Source organism: Ktedonobacter racemifer DSM 44963, assembly GCF_000178855.1.
Classification (GTDB): Bacteria; Chloroflexota; Ktedonobacteria; order Ktedonobacterales; family Ktedonobacteraceae; genus Ktedonobacter; species Ktedonobacter racemifer.
The window spans coordinates 384,644-403,592 of record NZ_ADVG01000003.1 but is presented as its reverse complement, the minus strand read 5'-3'; the positions used below and the strand labels follow the sequence as shown (position 1 = coordinate 403,592).

Here is an 18,949-nt window from a genome sequence, read left to right as displayed (position 1 = left end):
ATGAAACTCGCGTATTCTTCCCTTGCCTGTCCAGGTTGGACGATTGAGGAGGCCGCCGAGGCGGCTGCACGCTATGGCTACCAGGCCATTGAATGGCGCCTGGCGGATGGCGAGACGCTTGAACCTGACGCCTCGCCCGTGATGCGGCGTCGCCTGCGCGAGGCTTCCAGAGCCTATGGGATTGAGATTGCCTGCCTGGATAGCTCGTGTCGGGTGACGCAAGGCGTACCTGAGGAGCGTGCGGCGGTGATCGAGGCCGGCCAGCGTATGCTCGATATGGCCGCGGAACTAGGCGTGCCCTTTCTGCGCGTCTTTGGCGGCGCTCTCCCTATAGGTACGACGCGTGCCGACATGCTCGCGCCCACCGCTCAGGTGCTACACACGCTTGGTATCTATGGTGCCGAGCGCGGCGTTACCGTCCTGCTAGAAACCCACGATGCCTGGACCAGGAGCGAAGATGTTCTAAACCTCATCCGGGCCGTGGCTCTGCCCACGGTCAAGGTTTTATGGGATGCCCATCACACCTATCGTGCTGGCGAGACTTCCGCGCAGAGCCTGGCGCTACTCGGAGACGAGATCGGCTATGTCCATCTCAAGGATAGCCGTTTGCTTAATGGCAAGCCGGGAGCCTGGACTTATTGCCTGCTCAACGAGGGTGATATGCCGCTACGCACGATATGTACTCTCCTCAAGCAAGGGGGCTATGATGGCTATCTCTCGCTGGAATGGGAGAAGAAGTGGCATCCCGAGATTGAAGAGCCAGAGGTAGCCCTGCCCCAGGCGTTGCCCTATCTGCGCGACCTCTGGCGGCAGGCCTGAAAGGAGGTGAGGCTTATCCACTAACAGCTGTTTGAATGTTTCTTTTCAGTTGTGTGTTTGTGCTAACAAAAGAAGGGATTCTATGAAACGCATCTCTCGTTATCTTGGATTGGGAGCGGTCTGTCTCCTGGTCATCATGATGGGCATTTTGTCACAGTTGCCAAAGACCAGTCATGCCGCATCTTCTCCGCTGAAGGTGCAGTACATACCAGATAACACCAGCACGACGACGAATAAGCTTCAGGCGGATCTGCAAGTTGTCAATACTGGAAGCAGCAGCTTCGCGCTCAGTGGGCTTACCATGCGCTACTGGTTTACACGCGATACCAATCAAGCCATCTCGGTGTTCTGTGATTATGCAGCCATTGGTTGTAGCAGCGTGACGGGGACGACGGTAGCGGTAGCCCAACCCGTAGCGACGGCTGATTACTACATCCAGGTCGGCTTTACATCCGGTACACTGAATGCCAACGCTAGCACAGGCAAGATCAAGATTCGCGCCAGTAAGGCCGACTTCAGCAACTTTACCCAGACCAACGACTACTCGTTCAACGCCTCGTTCACAACCTTTACTGACTGGCAGAACGTCACGCTCTACCAGAACGGAGTCCTCGTCTGGGGAGTCGAGCCGACCGGCTCTTCTGCGACGCCCACACCAACGCCGACCCAGACCCAAACGACAACGCCTACCCCAACGCCCACGCCGCCACCCACGAGCTTCGACCAGAGCCAGATCGACGCCGCGGTAGCCGCGCCTCTCCTGGCCTTCCCGGCGCCTACGACGGCCAATAGTGGCAGGCCTGGCGACTCGCCAACGGCAGTCTATAACGCGAAGGCCTTCTACTTCCTGGCCCTGGTGAGTTGGTACAATTCCAATGCTACCGCGACGAATGGCATCTCGGTTGCTAGTCGCCTGGCGGCCTCTATCGGCCAGTTAGTCGCGGGCGGCAACGAGCCTGATGCCAATGGTGGCCTGGAGGGCTGGGGCCATAATGATACCGCGCAGGGACTGCTACTCGCGCGTAACGAGCCAGCGGTCTGGAACCAGTTGTCCTCCACCCAACAGGCGAAAGTCAACCTGCTTATGCAGGCGCTGGCTATCGCGGCCAACTTCGATTTCAACGACACCAACAACTTCAACCAGGACATTGACTACTACCTTGAAGGGAATCAATGTAAGTTCAACAAGTCCTACAACCCGAACTATCGCGAGGGCTACCTCAATGTCATGATTGCGGCCAGCCTCTACTTTGGTCCCAGCACACTAAATACCTTCTTCACCGCGTTTAACTACACCAGCTTTAATCAGCAGTTGCAGTCCGCTGGCTTTACCAATATCCAGGCTGCCTGGGCCAATGCCCAGACACTCTTCATGAGTGGTGGCAGCGACAATTGTAGTGGTACTGGTTCGGGCGTGCGTACTGCCTTTACCTACAACAACATTCCGCTCTCCAATCCCGCCGGTATCTTTGACCAGCTGGCTATCTTCACCTACCAGGATACGGTGACCAGCACGGGTGCAGGCGGGAAGGCATATATCGCCGATAACACCACCAGCCCCTATCAGGGCCAGCAGGGCATGGAGCATGAGTTTAACTCGACCGATTCCGGTGGCGCGCGCAGTGATGCCCTCTATGCCTATGAGGGCTGGATGAACAGCATCTCTTCGCGCACGGATATCACCCTCTTGAACGCCTGGGGTTGTGGTACAACTCAAACGCAGGATATACGGTTGGAGAGCGTCGGCTCTGGCGATCTCCTCTACAAGCTACAGCATGGCTATGAAGGCTACTATCTTGCCCAGAGCCGTCTGGTCAACGAGACAACGCCCTCTAGTGATGGACCCTCAGCCAAAGGCTTCTACTTCGACCAGCAGGTCTGGAACGTCGTTCTCTCAAAGGTCCAGCCCTGCTAAAAAGTATCCATCTGAATCCGCCAATAGCCTGGCTCACTAATATCATGGAAACGCCGTCTTCATATGCAACTTATATGAAGGCGGCGCCTTGGTCTGAACAGGCCATCCTCAAAGACAAGCTGAACAGAGACTTGCCCACTCGCGCAAGCCCGGGGACCATATCGCAAAAAATATTCTTGCGTGTACGGCGCAAGATCCTATTCAAACTGCGCAAGAACATAGGCGATTGTACTTTCCCTCTGAGGTACTCTTAGAGCAAGAGAAAGACTCTCTATGTCAAGCCCGAAAACGGTCAATTTGAAACAAGGCAAAAATTGAGAGGACAGGAGAAAAAACGATGCTTTCAACACGGCATGAAGGAGGGTACCACGCCGCTCAAGCGTGTCAAGCCGCTGCGCTTTCCTTGACACGCTTGAGCTTGCGTGGTCAAAAAAAGGCATGCCGAGTTGAAAGGCAAAAAACAGGCGACTGTTTTGCCTGGAAGGAAGAGCACTTCGCTCATCTGTGGACTGTTGAGCGCTCACGCCGCACGAGGTGCATGCAGGCGCCGAGCTTGTTCAAAGATTGCAGGCTGATAAGCTTCTCTTTTGAGCCACAGCGCAAAGAGAATGCGTCCCCAGACATTGGCCAGCGCGCGGACAGCGACGCTGTGGCTTTTGCCTTCCCGACGTTTGCGCTCATAGTACTCTGCGGCCCATGCTTCGGTCTGGGTACTTTGCCAGGCAAACTGTTGCAGGACGTTGCGCAACGGTTTGATGCAGGCATAGCGCCGATGCGGTTTGCCATAGTTGCCACTTTCATAGGGCACCGGCGAGGTGCCAGCCAAGGCTTGCAAACTGGCAGCATCCTCATAGCGCGAGCGATCATCCCCGATTTCTGCCAACAGTCGTGGGGCAATCCGCTTGCCTGCACGAGGCAATGTGCGAAAGAGATGACTGTCAGCATGCATCAAAAAAAGGCGCTCAATCTCCTGATCATAGGCGGCAATCGCTTCCATCACGGGCTGCAATTGACGGATCAGAGCGATCAACAAGCGCGATGCGGGTTCTGGTTGTCACGTCATCGGCGCTCAACTGGGGCTGATGCAACTGGTCCACAATCGAGGCCGCTGTCTTCTTTGGCGTTGGATGCCCGGCGCGTTTCAACAGCTCAGCAATCTCTTCACAAGACGCGTTCATCGCCTCCTGCGGGGTCGGATAGGCGAGCAAGAACTGCAAGGTCGAAGGTTGTTGTACCTTGGTAAAAAGGGTGAGCGCAACCGGGTAGTACGTTTTGAGACAGGCGGTGAGTTGATTGACCAGGCGGGTTTGCATCTGGATCAAGCCATCTTGATCGCGTGTCAAGGCTTTGAGTTCGGCAATCAAGGGACTATCGGGTTCCAGTCGTCTCAGGTCAGCGATTTCCGACCGCCCATGTTTAGCCAGCAGATACGCATCAATCTGGTCCGTTTTAGCTCCCGATGCCGAGCGTTTGCGATCCACTGTTTTGGGATTGACTGGATAGACAGCAAAACCTGCTTCCAACAAGTGCGTAATCAACAATCCACGAGTGGTCTCGACAACGCAGGCCAGTTCTGCCTTGTGCTCTGCCCCACAAATGGCTGTCAGTCGGCTGGTCAGCTCGTTGAGGCCTTTCGAGGTGTGCATGACCCGAAACGAGGCAAGTTTTTGCCCTCGTTCATCGAGGACGAGAATGTCATGATGGGTATCAGCCCAATCGATTCCTGCAAACCACATGAGCCGGTCCTCCTGTTGAAACAACGGTTCCTGGTGAGGCGAGAGGGTCCTTTTACTGCGGCGCTCGCGGCGCGACTCTCCAATGATTCGTTTTCCAGGAGCCCAGAAAGGCGAAGAGCGATCTTTCTCAATTGGTCAAGCCACGTGGTGAGGGGAGTCTTTCGCCTTCCAGATTCGAGTATTCATACCAGCAAGTGTACCGCTTGCTGTGGCCTTGTGTCGAGAAGGCCTGATAGTAGTTTACTGTAAAAGGTGTAGGGGAGCCGCAGGTGTGAGTAAGACATACCGCTTTCCATGGACAACCATCGCTCTATAGCTTGAAAGAAGGAAACTACAGTGTCTGAGAAAAAAACCGCTCTTGTGACCGGAGCTTCATCGGGGATTGGCCTTGAACTTACGAATACCTTACTTGCTCAGGGATATCAGGTCATCGCCAACTCGCGCACTATTACCCGTGCGGGAACGCTGACTGCTTCTGATCGCCTTGCCCTCATTGACGGGGATATTGCCGATCAGGAAACCGCAAAAAAAGTCGTAGAAACAGCCGTTCAACGGTTTGGCGGGGTTGATCTGCTCGCGAATAACGCCGGGATCTTTATCGCGAAGCCCTTTACTGACTATACCATTGAGGATGTTGATCGCCTGGTCAGGACAAACCTGGTAGGCTTCTTCTTTGTGACGCAGTATGCCGTGGAGCAGATGCGAAAACAGCATGTTGGGCATATTGTAAACATTACAACAACGCTGGCGGAACAGCCCGTCGCAGGAGTTTCTGCATCCATTTCTCTTTTAATAAAAGGTGGATTAAACTCGGTGACCAAAGCGCTGGCCATTGAGTATGCAAGTGAAGGTATTCGCGTCAATGCTGTTGCGCCAGGCAACATTGATACCCCTCTACACAAAAACGATGATCATGGTTTCCTCAGCAAAATGCATCCGATTGCACGTATGGGGCGGGCATCTGAAGTTGTTGATGCGATCATGTACTTAGACACCGCAACCTTTGTCACTGGTGAGATCATTCATGTGGATGGAGGAGCGCATGCAGGCAAATGGTGATCGAAACGGTTCTCGAAAGCATAGTGAGAGGCTGGATGCGCTTGGCATCCAGCTTCCAACGCCTCCGACACCACTTGGGAACTATGTGGAAACATCGTTGGTTGGGACCCTGCTCTTTACCAGCGGCATCCTACCCTTTGTCGATGGGAAGCTCCTGTTCACAGGCCGTTTAGGTGCTGATCTGACGGTGGAACAGGGGCAAGAAGCGGCCAGATATGCAGCATTGAATGCTCTGGCAGCGGCGAGTCATTTCCTGGGCGATGTGGATCGTATTCAGAAAGTGGTACGAGTCGGAATTGCTCTGGCGACGACCGAGGCATTTACGCAGCATGCAGGAGTTGCAGACGGTGCCTCAGATCTGTTTGCACAGATCTTTGGGAAGGAACAGGGACATACCCGGCTGGTCTCTGGAGTTTACAGTTTGCCCGTTCGAACCCCAGTGGTCCTGGATGTAGTCTTTGAAGTTGCTGTGTAGTAATGTGCCACCTTAGTGTGGTGAATACTTTGATAGAGGAGGAAGGACAAATGACGCAAAGCACAACGCATTATTATATCTTGAACCTGACCTATACTCGCCCATTGGCTGAGGTCGAGCTCTTAATTGATGAGCATTCACATTGTCTCCAGTCTGCATTTGATCGAGGTGATTTTCTGCTTTCTGGCCGCAAGGATCCATGGACAGGAGGAATCATTCTCGCGAAAGCGAGTAGCCAGGAAGCTATCCAGGCTATCATTGCGCAAGACCCACTGCTTAAAGCAAACGTTATCAGATATGAGATAATTGAGTTCCATCCCACCAGAGCAAATGCTGATTTTTCATCTGTACTTGCCACTGAGAAAAAGTGATGCCTCTCTATCCTTGTTACAGGAACGGGTATGCTCAGGCAGACGACCTGAGGTCGTCTGCCTGAGCATACCCGTTCGATTATGGAAGGGTTTTGCTGGCTGGTTTTCAGGCATATGATGTGTTCATTATCGAGCGTTTGCCTGCTCATTGGGTTGGTAGTGGAGTTCGACGATGCCGGATGGGCGAGTTATGGCGTTGACAAGTTTCAGCTTTGTGTAGTCCTTGAAGAGGGGTTTTCCCTTGCCAAGGGCGATAGGGTAGAGAAGAAGCTGATACCGGTCGATCAGGTTGTGACTGGCGAGGGCCTGAACCAGGCTGGCGCTCCCATAGATAATGATGTTACTCCCTGGCTCCTGTTTCAGTTGTGTAATCTCGTCAGGAATGATTTCCCGGCGCACAGTGGAGTTGTTCCACTCGGCGTTCCCCAACGTTTTGGAGAAGACAATCTTGCGCATCTCGTTCAATTTGCGGGCATATGCTTTCAGACCCTCTGGAGCATCCGGGGAGTTGGGTACATGTGGCCAGGAACCGGCAAAGCTTTCGTACGTGGTGCGTCCTAGCAAGAGCGTATCAGCAGCAGAGACAAATTGGTCCTGATATGGTCCGTTGTCCTCATCGTTGATCTCACCCATCCAATTCATTTCCCCATCGGGTCCAGCGACAAAACCATCAAGTGTCACCCACATGGTCATAATAATATTTCGCATGGTATGCAACCTTTCTTTTTGTACACTATAACGTTGTGTGTAAGATCCTGCACTTGAAATTACTTTTTCTTTCCGGGTAGAGCGCTCGTGATTGCGTCACGGTTCATGTGTATGAACGTATGACGACCCCATATGGACCGTGAAAAAGAACCTATGCTGTGCGCTCACTCTGGCGACGACCATAAGCAATGCAGACAGCCAGAACGAAGCCGTCTCAATTGATTTACTTGCATTTTGCAAGTGCAGACACTCTACTATTCTGCATGGGGAAGAAAAAAGTGGAAAGAATAAGTCTTTTTCGCTCATCCGCCGTGAGCTAAGTGATTGAGATCAGCACGCTGCCCAGCAGGAACAGTAGCGCGACAAGCAGCAGCGCGATATGCATGCCAGCAAGAAATGCGCTCCTCTCACTTAACGAACCGAGTATCGAGCCTAAAATCGCAACGCCAAGCACACCTCCCAGTTGACGGCTTGCATTCAGCAGTGCTGAAGCGACACCTACCTGGCTCTTGGGAACAGTATTAAGGATAGCTGTCGTCATGGCAGGGACCGTCATACCACAGCCAAGGCCAATGACGATTTCTCCGACCGTCAGCAAAAGGATGGAATCGCCAGTTTCGCCCAACAGGAGCAAGAGTGTGCCAAGACAGCTTGCTGCCAGCCCTCCGATCATTGGTCGGCGCGTGCCCAAACGTGCAGTGATCCTCCCTGAGATCAGAGCTGTGCTTCCTGTCGCAACAGTGATTGGCAGTAGGGCAACACCCGCCAGAGCCGCTGGGTAATGATAGATATCCTGAAAGAACAGGGAAAGGACAAATAGGATACCATACAGGCCGAAGTTGAGGACGCACCCAACCAGTATTGGCATACTAAAGGCTGTCGATGAGAAGAAATGTAGGGGAAGCATAGGCGTACTGTGCCTCGTTTCGATGAGCAAGAAGCCGCCAGATGCTCCTATGCACAGCAGAAACATGCCAACGATCTGAAGAGAAATCCATCCCTGGCTTCGTCCCTCGATAAGTGCGTAGGTCAGCGTGGCAAGGGCAACGATCACGCATGCCTGTCCCCACAGATCACGTTTCTGCGTTGTTGTACGTGGCGTCTCGCTGACAAAACGCATGGTGAGAGCGAGAGCGAGAAGGCCAAAAGGCACGTTCAGTAGAAAGATGCTGCGCCACCCCAGCGTTTCAACAAGCAATCCACCCACGATAGGACCTCCTGCCAACCCGATGCCCGAACTACCTGCCCAGAAACCGACTGCCCTTGCCCGTTTCTCAGGGTTCTGAAAGCCGTGAGTGATCAAAGAGAGTGAACTTGGAACCAGGAGTGCGGGTCCCACTCCTTGAAGTATCCGCGCCGCTATCAAGATATTGAGCGAGGGAGCAAGGCTACAGAGGAGCGATGCTCCTGTAAACAGCACGTATCCCGTAAGAAATGTGCGCTTATGCCCGAGTCGATCCCCGAGCGTGCCTGCGCTGAGCAGCAGGCTCGCAAAGATCAGGGTATAGCCGTTGACCACCCATTGCAATCCCTCAAGCGAGCCATGCAAATCGTGTTGCATAGCCGGAAGGGCTACATTGACAACGGATGTATCGAGAATAACCATGAAGAACCCGAAGCAGATGGCAGTCAACCCAAGGGCATGAATTGACTCCTTCTTTGAAGGGACAGATGGAATCTGGAGTTCTCTTGACATATCTTCCTGTGTCTCCTGTACAGATTCTGCAAAATACGAGTGCCACAATGTGGTCACACGCCCAAGAAGCAGGCCGCACTCTTTGCTGCAACCTCCTGGTCGTTCCGTGAAGGATTTGTTCTCTCCTTACTCTAGTATGAAGCGACGAGGGATGCGCCCATATTCTTGCGCTAGCACAACATATTCTTGCGTGGTTAACGATAGGAACTGGGGATGAGCCCAGTGAGACGCTTGAAATGCAGTGCCAGGTGGCTTTAGAGGAGATTTTGCTGGGGAAAAATGTTGAGATCCCAAAACTATGAGGAATCTCATAGCTTTGGGGTCCTACTTCTTGCTATACTGGTTTCAGAATCCTAGTCAATAAGCTAAAATAGCTGTATTTAGAAGGTGAATGCCAACACTCTGTTGAAATTGAATTAACAGCATTGGCACATGGAAAACCATTTATATTTAAAAGCGAGAAAGAAAAGGATATACGACGCGTATGGATACGATACTACAATTGGGTGAGGGCTTGGATGGGTCCTTCTGGTTTATTATCTTGATTGTATTGGTATTTCTTGCTCTGATTTTACTCTTCGAGGGAGTCCTACGTGGAAACAAGACGACTGATTCTTATGGGTCGGCAAAGTTCGCGCAGCTCCGCGACATTAAATCGTTACTTTCCTCAAAAAAGGACTTCGAGGGTTCCGAGAAAGCAGAAGGAGAGCCTGCTCCCAGCAGTTTGCTGTTAGGCCGATACAAAGGGAAGACAATCGCTTTGAATGAGGAGACGTTGGAGAATCATGTTTTGATGGTTGCACCAACAGGCGCAGGCAAAACAAGCCGCGTCATTCTACCTGGCTTGCTCATGGAGGAGGGCCACCGGAGCCTATTTGTGATCGATCCCAAGCAAGAGCTTGTGAAAAAGAGTGCGGGGTACATTGCTAAACATCACGAAGTCTGGATCTTTGCGCCCAATGACGCGGCCAGGAGCCATAGCTATAACCCCCTTGCCTACATTACAAACCTCGACGATGCTCGTGACTTCGCCATGAGTTGGATACAAAATACGGGTGAGTCAAAGGAACCGTTTTGGGATCGTGCGGCCGAACTGTTAATCACAGCAACAGTACTCCACTTGCGAACTTGTGAACCAGACGCACCGTTCTCCCGGCTTGCTGATATCTTTAGTATGCCATTTGAAGATCTCAAGGCCCTTCTAACAAGGAGTGATAACCAGACAACGCGAAAGATAACAACTTCATTTCTGTCCAACATGGAAAAAAACGGGAAGCTGATAGGTAGTGTCATGACGGACATTGCTAACCGCTTTTTTATGTTGTTCTCACCAGAGGTCCAGGCTGCAACCGCGGAGAATGACATTGACTTTAACGCCATGTGTGACCGCTCTATTGCTCTCTACCTCTCCATCCCTTTCGGCGACGCCGAACGGTTACGCCCTCTCTCTGCAACCTTGATAATGCAAATGATGCGCACCTGGATCCGGCGTGCCGACCATAGCCCTAATGGGCAGCTTCCCCGGGCTATCGGGTGTTACCTCGATGAGTTTGCCAATGCGGGGCGTATACCTCACTTCGAGAGCTATATTTCTACTCTCAGAAGTAAGCGTGTTGCACTGTTGATGGCAATCCAGGCGTTTTCTCAGCTTGAAGATGTGTACGACCCGGCAGGCAAGGAAACGATCATTAGCAACTCACGTACTAAATTGTTGCTACCAGGCGCTGGCCTGGAAGAGTGCGAGTACTTTAGCAAATTGACCGGGCAGACAACTGCTGTAACGAAGAGCCAGAGCAAGAGTATACATGGGTTCAGCATATATGCGATACTCTTTGCTGATAGCCAGAGTTTTAACAAGGCAGAAACTAAGAGAGATCTTATGACACCCGATGAGATGAGAACTATGCGCGAGGGTTCGATCCTCATGATATCGGGTAGTTTTCCTGTAGTGCTTATGCAGAGCATCCCATACTATCAGAACCAGGTTTTGGTCGAGCGGTCTCAGATTCATTTTCAGCTGCCAGAGCGTGCTACCGTAATTGTGGCTAAGGAGGATGTATCTTCCAGACAGGGGCGGAAGCGGAAACGGGGACGAGGGGGTGCTCGGTCACAAGATCAAACGACAGTCACCGTAAAGGAAGAGGTAATGGTTCAAAGCGAGGATGATGCATATATAGGACATGTGGAGGACATCATTTACTCGCAAAAATAGGTTGAGGCAATTTCGCCGTCTTTGATTGATGAGATTGATTGCTTTTTAGCGTCTCGGCCCGGAGGATAAATCGGCACGCCGTAAATGGGGTGCCGATGGGTTCGCATGAAAACATGTGAATCGCATCCCGACCCGTTTTTGTCTTGACAAATGGGATCATCATATGCTATAGTTCACTCTATGCTTCCAATGATTTACTTATTCACTTATTTAAATCATTGGTACAGGAAATAGAGGGATATTTCCTGGCAGTACCCATATCACTTGTTCGCTGGGCTTGCTCGCACGGTGATGTATTAGGTACTGTTTGACCAACTCACAACTTGCATATCTCACATAGATTGCTTGTCGTAGTTGGATTCCCTGAGCTGATGATATTCTCCGGCTCACCCATAGACTTTCGAAGTTAGTAGCTACTGTTAGTACTACTTCGAAGGAAAAAAAACGTTTCGATCCAAGGAGATCATCTTGCTGAAGTTCATCATGCTGGTGCTCAACGGTATCTGCCCGTCCTGCGGCAGGGCGATCGACTCCAACGGTCACTGCGGCTGCAGCTGAGAGATCAACAGCTCCACTCCCTCGCTGAAAGGTAAGGAGTAACAAGAGGAGGTGGCCTGGTTTATCCCAGGTCACCTCTTTCTTGCTTAGACCTGTCTTCTCTACATAGATTTGCCCAGTGCTAGCGCTATCAACCTGGCAGATATATACCCCTGCCACACCCCCTCCCACAACGAGCACAATCGCACCCGCCGTTGATCTCCCGCTCGATGAGCAACTGCTCGTAGCATGCAACGCGATCTGGTACCAGCTTCCGCGTGAGCAGAACAAAAGCTAGCACAACATGTTCTTGCGCGCCTAACGATAGGAGCTGGGGAGGAGTCCAGTGAGACGCTTGAAGTGCAGTGCCAGGTGGCTTTCATTCGCAAATCCTACCGCGTGCGCGATGGTGGTGAGGGACCAGTTCGTTGTGGAAAGTAACAGTTTTGCTCGCTCAATTCGACGCTGGATGACATACTGATGAGGAGAAAAGCTGGTTGACGCTTTGAAGAGACGCGTGAAGTGGTAGGGGCTGAGAGACGCGACAGCCGCGATTTCTGATAGCGAGAGACCCTCGGCGAGATGCTCTTCGATGTACATGCTGACGCGTCTGAGCGTCACCTTGTCAAGACCAACGGATCTTGGGAGGGAGGGCTGCTTCACCGACGAGTGATGTCTGAGCAGGTGGATGCCCAGGATGTTCGCTAATGACTCCACATAGAGCTTCCCACCCAGACCATCTGAGCGAAGCTCCGAGAACAGCGAGAGCGCGATGGACTCGATCTGTGGATCGAAAATGCCGAGGGTACCAACAAACTCAACAGTATCAGGATAAATGTCTGCCGAGGTGGCGATCTCCTGGATGAAGGTGGGTGAGAGATACAGATGCAGGTGGCGTACCTCTCCCTCGCGCTCCAGGTGCCAGTTGGTCGGCGCTCCCGCAGGCAAAATGACCAGGTTGCCGGTTCCAAGTTGTCCTTGACGCCCAGCGAGCCGTTCTTGAATAGTAGAAGGCGTACTGAGATTGATGACGAGGATATGGCGGGGAAGAGCAGGCAAGGCAAAATCATCGAGTGGGTGGATGACCTCCGCAACATCAAGCCCATCCCAGCCCTTTCCGCTGCTCGACTGCACAATATGTTCAGGCGGAACATCGAAAACAGTGTTGTGTCTGTCGCCTTCTAAAGGAACCTGCTCCACTCCTTGCCTGCCTTTCTACCCACGAAAAAATGATGCTGGGTACATGTTCTACTCACTCATTATATGGGCGTCAGTGACCTCATGCGATTATACATCAGACCTTCACCTCTGGATACACCTGCTTTGAGGCATGGAGAGGAAAGAGGGATTTCCTTCTGTCACGCCCGACACGATACGCATGTAAAAACGGATATTCATTTTCCTGAGCAGAGACGCAGGGAAAGAGAGTAAGATCCCTGCGCTCCATATGCCCGTACGCTAGTTTAGGGACGAAGCACGATTTTGCCATACGAGGCCCGCGACTCCAGCAAATGGTGCGCTTCTGCAACTTCTTCAAGCGCGAAGGTGCGCATGATGCGTGGGCGAACGTTTCCTTGCTCGACGTAGCGTCTAAAGGCTTGCCTCCCCTGTGCAATGAGATCAGGATGCTGCTGCATAAGGGTGAAGGACGAAAAACCTTCGATCCGTTTCAGCCCCATCATGAGCTGGGAGACGCTCTCCGATGGCAAGGCGGGAATGCGCCCACTAGCTGCGCCAGAGACAATGAGACGGCCAAAGGAGGCTAGGAGTGGAAGGCTTTCAACCAGGATCTGACCGCCCACTACATCAAGGATGACATCGACACCTTTTCCTCCGGTTGCCTGCATAACCTGCTCGGTCCAACCCGGCTCGGTGTAGTTGATCAGCGTATCAGCTCCCAGGGTCTGCGCCACGTCGAGTTTAGTCGCGGAACTGGCGGTGGCGATGATCTGCCCTGCCCCCATTGTGCGCGCCAATTGCACCGCAAAATGTCCAATACCTCCGGCAGCTGCGTGAATCAACACCCGTTCACCAGGGCGCAACTGCGCCGAGGTCGCCAGAAGATGATACGCTGTCTCGCCCGCAACGGGGAGGGTCACCATCTCCTCTGGCGAGAGCGAAGCCTCTGGCAAGGGCTGGAAACGGAGCCCGAGAGGCACCAGCGCGTATTCGGCATAGGCTCCCACTGGAGCAAAACCGAGGATACGCTCTCCCACCTGAACCTCGCCTACCTCTGGTCCCACCTGGACCACCGTGCCGTACACATAGTCTCCTGGTGCCACCAGGAACGTGGGTGTTCCCCATGGTGAGTCCTCGTTGCGCATCTGCGTATCAACATACCCGACATCAATGGCTTCGACTTTGACCAAGACCTGACCGGCCTCAGGCTGAGGAATAGCCGCATCCTCGATCTGTAAGACTTCTGGCGCTCCAGAGGTGTAATATCGTACCAGCTTCATTTCTTTCTTTCTTTCTTCTTTCTTTCCATCCAATTTCAACATGTTCACATACTCGCGTTATTCTATCAGCGAAAACGGAACATCAGACAGGCATCAGGAGCATTCCTGGCCTGAAGTTGTGGCGCGTCTGAGACGTGAACATCGTTTGTAGCGCGTGTCAGAACAACTACGTTGTCTGTCTGGTGATAGTATGGAACGATTTCTCTGCATTAACCAGGAGCGTGTTGTATCATATGTCTAAAAAGACACAGCCTCCGGAGAACGTGCAGGGAGGCCATGAGGAACCTATGAGAGAAAGAATCAAGAGTCGTGCGGGACTTGCCGATTTTTTACAAAGCCGTCGTGCTCGTCTGCATCCAGAACAGTTTGATTTCCCAGCATTTCAGAGGAGACGAACGCCTGGCCTCAGACGAGAAGAGCTTGCTCAACTGGTTGGCGTGGGCGTTTCCTGGTATACCTGGCTTGAGCAAGGTCGGGATATTCAGGTTTCCGATCAGGTTCTGGAACGTCTCGCATCCATTTTGCAACTCAATGAGGAGGAGCGCCGCCATTTGTTTCTCCTGGCGCAAGGTCCAGGCCCATTCCTGAGTGAACAGGAGGATCAAAAGTATGCGCCCAATGCCACCACACAAACCATTCTTGATGGCTTCGTGTACCCGGCCAGGCTCTTCGATCCACGTTTAAATGTCGTCGGATGGAATGAAAGTGCCAATCGGGTCTTTGGGGATTATCCCAGCCGAAATGACCGAGAGCGCAATGCCCCCTGGCTTCATTTCATGCATCCATCGTCACGAATTTTTGAGGTTCATTGGGAACGGGAAGCGTGGCGCTGCCTTGCCTTCTTGCATGCCAGGTATGACCAATACCCCGATGATCAATGGTTGAGCGAGTTGATTGCGGAGTTGCAGCAAGCCAGTCCAGAGTTTCGCGCCTGGTGGCCTGAGCATGAGATTGTGTTGGACTGTGGCAGCCTCTACGAAATTAATCATCCGCTTGTTGGCCGTCTTGCCTTGCATCCCACGGTTTTTCCTATGCCTGAACAGCCTGACTTACAGATGATTATCTATACTCCGCTGGCTCAGGAAGACACTGCGGCAAAACTGAGCGCGTTAATGACCGAAGAGGATCAATATCATAAGATGATATCGTAATGCTTGGATGGGCTATGTGCTTGAAATGGCACACGCGTTGTTGCTTCCGACTGAACAATATGTTCAGTCGGAAGCGAGAGTGGCCGCGAGCTACTCAGGGAGCCCGGGCATGCATTTCTCCTCATTGCTGGACAACAGCAATATTCCTCATAACTTAGTCCTGCGCGAGCAATTGGCGCAAGATCATGTGGAGCACACCACCATGGCGCAGGTACTCAATTTCGGCTGCGTTGTCCACGCGAGCCAGCACAGTAAAGCGCTGCAGGCGCTCACCATCCCTGGCCTCTACTTCGAGCAACCGACCCGGTACCAGACCATCTGCGATGCCCCGAATCGTGAACTCTTCCTGTCCTGTGAGTCCCAGCGACTGGCGGTTCTCGCCCGGCTGATATTGCAAAGGCAGAATTCCCATGCTCACCAGATTTGAGCGATGGATGCGTTCGTAGCTCTCCGCAATGACCGCTTTGACCCCTAGCAAAGAGGGTCCCTTCGCGGCGGTATCGCGCGAAGAGCCGTTCCCGTACTCCTTGCCAGCCAGGGCGATTAGTGGTACACCCTCTTTCCGATAGCGCATGGCGGCATCAAAGATTGTCATCACCTCCCCGCTCGGCTGATGAGTAGTCCAGTTGCCCTCTTTGCCGGAAGCCAGTTCGTTGCGTAGGCGGATATTCGCCCAGGTGCTGCGCATCACGATCTCATAGTTGCCTCGCCGCGTCCCATAGGTGTTAAAGTCCGGTTTGCGCACGCCATGTTCGCTTAAAAAATGGCCAGCTGGGCTCTCGGCGGCAATGCTTCCGGCGGGAGTAATATGATCGGTCGTGACGGCATTGCCGAGAGCGACCAGGACGCGCGCGCCCTCGATATCACGCAATGGAGACGGCTCAGGTGTGAGATCTGCAAAAAAGGGCGGCTCCTGGACATAGGTTGAGGCTGGCTCCCAGGCATACGTTGAGCCAGCAGGCGCCTGTACCTGTTGCCATTGCTCATCTCCCTGGTAGATCCGACCATATTCTTGCGCGAACTGATCTTTGCGCAGCGCAGTCTGCACAATATGCGCCACCTCTTCAGAAGAGGGCCAGAGATCGCTGAGGAAGATTGGCTGGCCCGCGTCTGTATGGCCCAGCGGCTCACTCGTCAGATCCTTGCGCACCGTTCCTGCCAGGGCGTAGGCGACAACCAATGGCGGTGAGGCCAGATAGGCAGCTTTCACTAACGGGTGGATTCGCGCCTCAAAGTTGCGATTGCCCGAAAGTACCGCGACCACATTGAGTTGCTCGTGCTGAACCTGTTCCTCTATCGCCGGGCTGACCAGCGGACCAGAGTTACCGATGCAGGTGGTGCAGCCATACCCGACGAGATAGAAGCCGAGCGCTTCCAGATAGCTCAGCAGCCCGGCCTCGCGCAGGTACTCGGTGACAACGCGCGAACCAGGAGCCAGGCTTGTCTTGACGTGGGCAGGAACGCGCAACCCGGCCTCGACAGCGCGCTTTGCAAGCAGACCCGCGGCTATCATTACAGAGGGATTTGAGGTGTTTGTGCAACTAGTCAGAGCCGCAATAACTACCGAACCTTCACTCAACTGTTCGTCCGAGCTGACTGGCGTGGGCACGGCGTAAACCAGATCAACAGGGCGCGTCTCTTGCTTCTTTGAAGGGAATGCGGCGGAGAAATTTTCCCGCACTCCGGAGAGCGACACTCGATCCTCAGGGCGCTTTGGCCCCGCCAGGCTCGGCTCGATCGTCGCGAGATCGAGTTCGAGCAGTTCACTGAAGATGGGCAGTGGCGCGCCATCGATGCGGAAGAGCCCCTGCTCTTTGCAATAGCGCTCAACTAGTTGAATAAGCTCGATATCGCGATTGCTGGTCTCCAGATAACGTAACGTTTGCGCATCAACCGGGAAAAAGGCGGCGGTCGCGCCATACTCCGGACACATATTGGCAAGCGTGGCCCGGTCCGCGACACTCAGACTGGAGAGTCCATCTCCGCAAAACTCAACGAAGGTATTGACAACACCGTGCTTGCGCAGCAACTGGGTGAGTGTCAGTACCAGGTCGGTGGCAGTCGTGCCAGGCGGCAGCGCGTTGGAGAATCGTACCCCGATAACAACCGGGAAAGGTAGATACATTGGCTGCCCCAGCATACACGCCTCCGCCTCAATGCCGCCAACACCCCAGCCCAGGACGCCGAGTCCATTGACCATTGGCGTATGCGAATCTGTTCCAACCAGGGTATCAGGAATGACGACCTGTCGTCCGCCTATTGATTGGACCTGAACACAGCGACTCAAGTGTTCCAGGTTAATCTGGTGGCAGATACCCATGCCAGGAGGCACCAGCGCAAAATTGTCAAAAGTCTGCTGAGCCCAGCGCAGGAGGGCAAAGCGCTCACCGTTCTGCTCATATTCGCGCTCGCTATTGGCCTGATATGCTCGTTGAGAGCCAGACTGGCTGACCTGAACGCTATGATCGATCACTAAATGGGCCGGCACAAACGGATTGACGCGGCGCGGATCTTTGCCAGCTCGCGCCATAGCTGCGCGCATTGCGGCCAGGTCGACCACTGCCGGTATGCCGGTATAGTCATGTAAAAGCACGCGAGCGGGCATGAAAGGAACTTCAAACGCCTCCGAGGGCGGCTCTCCTGTCCACTGTGCAAGGCCTCTGATGGTCTCAGGTGCCGCGTGTTCATCACGCAACTGCATTTCCAACAAGATTTTCACCGTCATTGGCAGACGACTTGGATCTCCCAGACCCTGATCCTGGAGAGCTGGGAGCGAATAATACTCCAGATCAGTGCCAGGCAAATGGGCACGCAAAGCAAGCATAGGTTTCCTCCTGATAAGCGCTGTCTTCTTGCTATAGCCAACTCTTCCTGAGACTTTTAAGATTTTTATCCGAATAAGAGTCGACACTTTGTTTTACAAAACAATAATAACATGCTAAATTATCGCCAGTCAACCCTATTTTAGGAAAAAGTGTGGACACTTATAAAAGCCGGGAAGAATAGTATATAATTCTCTCTCAGAGAATACACAAACAGGGGGATAGTCGTGGAAGTCTCAATGCACAGCATCTTCGCCAACGCACTGGAACGTTCGGCAAACCTCGACTCGCTGGTCGGCTCAATCGCTGAGTGGGTAGGCCTCGCCATCATCGATGGGCGCCTGCGGCCAGGTGATGACCTGAACTCGGTCGCACTTTCCAGGCAATTTAAGACCAGCCGTACACCGGTGCGCGAGGCCTTGATGCTCCTGGAAAAAGAGGGATTGGTAACGATTCCGCCGCGCCGGCGGCCCTATGTGACGCCCATCAGTCTACGCGAAGTGCGTGAAATCTACCAGGTGCGAGCGCATCTCTACATCCTGGTCGCGGATCTCATCGTCACCCAGGCCTCGGACGAAGCGATTCACACACTCTGGGAACACCAGGCGCGCTTAGAAGAAGCAGTCAAAAACAATGACCTGGACGCCTATTTCTGGAGCAATCTCTCGTTTCGCGCCACTGAAGCCGAAATTTGCGGCAACCTCTATCTGCAACAAATGCTCAGTTCCCTTGGTCTGCGCACGCTTCACCTGCGCCATCACACGCTGTCCTATCCAGGGCGCATGGAACGCTCACTCAAAGATCACGCTCGCTTGATCCAGGCTTACGAAGAGCGAGACTCCTCGCTGGCTCAGTCCCTCACCCGCTCGCTCGTCCTGCGTGGACTGGCCTCAATCGAGCAAGCAGAGTGGGTCAACGGGCAGAGTGAGCGCGGCACACCTGCAGAACGAGAAGAGGAAAGCGAAGAATTTTAAATTTTTCAAGTCTTT

General features: G+C 53.2%; 13 protein-coding genes and 1 pseudogene. 8 read left to right on the top strand and 6 right to left on the bottom strand.

Features of this window, described 5'->3' with window-relative positions; all coding sequences use genetic code 11:
- Both KRAC_RS30785 and KRAC_RS30780 read left to right on the top strand, forming a co-directional pair.
- Complete coding sequence (locus tag KRAC_RS30785; RefSeq protein WP_007914112.1) at positions 1–819, top strand: sugar phosphate isomerase/epimerase family protein; 819 nt, start codon at positions 1–3, stop codon at positions 817–819.
- An 82-nt stretch (positions 820–901) separates the two neighbouring features.
- Positions 902–2,734 (top strand): cellulose binding domain-containing protein, encoded by a 1,833-nt coding sequence (locus KRAC_RS30780; protein ID WP_007914111.1) that lies wholly within the window; start codon positions 902–904, stop codon positions 2,732–2,734.
- 520 nt (positions 2,735–3,254) lie between these two features.
- Here KRAC_RS30780 and KRAC_RS79785 read toward each other — a convergent pair.
- Positions 3,255–4,470, bottom strand: a pseudogene (locus tag KRAC_RS79785) (IS110 family RNA-guided transposase).
- A gap of 336 nt (positions 4,471–4,806) precedes the next feature.
- Here KRAC_RS79785 and KRAC_RS30765 point away from each other — a divergent pair.
- From KRAC_RS30765 to KRAC_RS30755, 3 genes are read left to right on the top strand one after another with little or no spacing between them, the layout of a single operon-like run.
- The gene (locus KRAC_RS30765; protein ID WP_007914110.1) at positions 4,807–5,529 is read left to right on the top strand and encodes an SDR family NAD(P)-dependent oxidoreductase; all 723 of its coding nucleotides are present in this window, start codon (positions 4,807–4,809) and stop codon (positions 5,527–5,529) included.
- Positions 5,513–6,004 carry a RidA family protein gene (locus tag KRAC_RS30760; protein WP_007914108.1) on the top strand — a complete coding sequence of 164 codons (492 nt, stop codon included), beginning with the start codon at positions 5,513–5,515 and terminating at the stop codon, positions 6,002–6,004. Before KRAC_RS30765 ends, KRAC_RS30760 begins: the two co-directional genes overlap by 17 nt.
- 50 nt (positions 6,005–6,054) lie before the next feature.
- Positions 6,055–6,375, top strand: a complete 321-nt coding sequence (locus tag KRAC_RS30755) for a YciI family protein (protein WP_007914107.1) — start codon at positions 6,055–6,057, stop codon at positions 6,373–6,375.
- A 126-nt stretch (positions 6,376–6,501) separates the two neighbouring features.
- On the opposite strand, the gene KRAC_RS30750 is transcribed toward KRAC_RS30755, so the two are convergent.
- The gene (locus tag KRAC_RS30750; RefSeq protein ID WP_007914105.1) at positions 6,502–7,083 is read right to left on the bottom strand and encodes a dihydrofolate reductase family protein; all 582 of its coding nucleotides are present in this window, start codon (positions 7,081–7,083) and stop codon (positions 6,502–6,504) included.
- 316 nt (positions 7,084–7,399) lie between these two features.
- Complete coding sequence (locus KRAC_RS30745) at positions 7,400–8,779, bottom strand: MFS transporter (RefSeq protein WP_007914104.1); 1,380 nt, start codon at positions 8,777–8,779, stop codon at positions 7,400–7,402.
- Between the two features lie 484 nt (positions 8,780–9,263).
- On the opposite strand from KRAC_RS30745, the gene KRAC_RS30740 reads away from it, so the two are divergent.
- A complete protein-coding gene (locus KRAC_RS30740; protein WP_007914103.1) occupies positions 9,264–10,991 on the top strand; it encodes a type IV secretory system conjugative DNA transfer family protein in 1,728 nt (575 codons plus the stop codon).
- 855 nt (positions 10,992–11,846) lie between these two features.
- Here KRAC_RS30740 and KRAC_RS30730 read toward each other — a convergent pair.
- Together KRAC_RS30730 and KRAC_RS30725 are read right to left on the bottom strand one after the other, a co-directional pair.
- A complete protein-coding gene (locus KRAC_RS30730) occupies positions 11,847–12,728 on the bottom strand; it encodes an AraC family transcriptional regulator (protein WP_007914101.1) in 882 nt (293 codons plus the stop codon).
- A 263-nt stretch (positions 12,729–12,991) separates the two neighbouring features.
- Positions 12,992–13,987, bottom strand: a complete 996-nt coding sequence (locus tag KRAC_RS30725) for a quinone oxidoreductase family protein (protein ID WP_007914098.1) — start codon at positions 13,985–13,987, stop codon at positions 12,992–12,994.
- A gap of 287 nt (positions 13,988–14,274) precedes the next feature.
- On the opposite strand from KRAC_RS30725, the gene KRAC_RS30720 reads away from it, so the two are divergent.
- Positions 14,275–15,138 carry a helix-turn-helix transcriptional regulator gene (locus KRAC_RS30720; protein ID WP_040446016.1) on the top strand — a complete coding sequence of 288 codons (864 nt, stop codon included), beginning with the start codon at positions 14,275–14,277 and terminating at the stop codon, positions 15,136–15,138.
- Positions 15,139–15,292: 154 nt separating this feature from the next.
- Here KRAC_RS30720 and acnA read toward each other — a convergent pair whose 3' ends face one another.
- Positions 15,293–17,962 (bottom strand): aconitate hydratase AcnA, encoded by a 2,670-nt coding sequence (gene acnA, locus KRAC_RS30715; RefSeq protein WP_007914092.1) that lies wholly within the window; start codon positions 17,960–17,962, stop codon positions 15,293–15,295.
- A 225-nt stretch (positions 17,963–18,187) separates the two neighbouring features.
- Between acnA and KRAC_RS30710 the strand changes: the two genes are divergently transcribed.
- Entirely contained in the window at positions 18,188–18,934 is a 747-nt protein-coding gene (locus tag KRAC_RS30710; protein ID WP_244422347.1) for a GntR family transcriptional regulator, read from the top strand.
- The last annotated feature ends 15 nt before the right edge of the window (positions 18,935–18,949 follow it).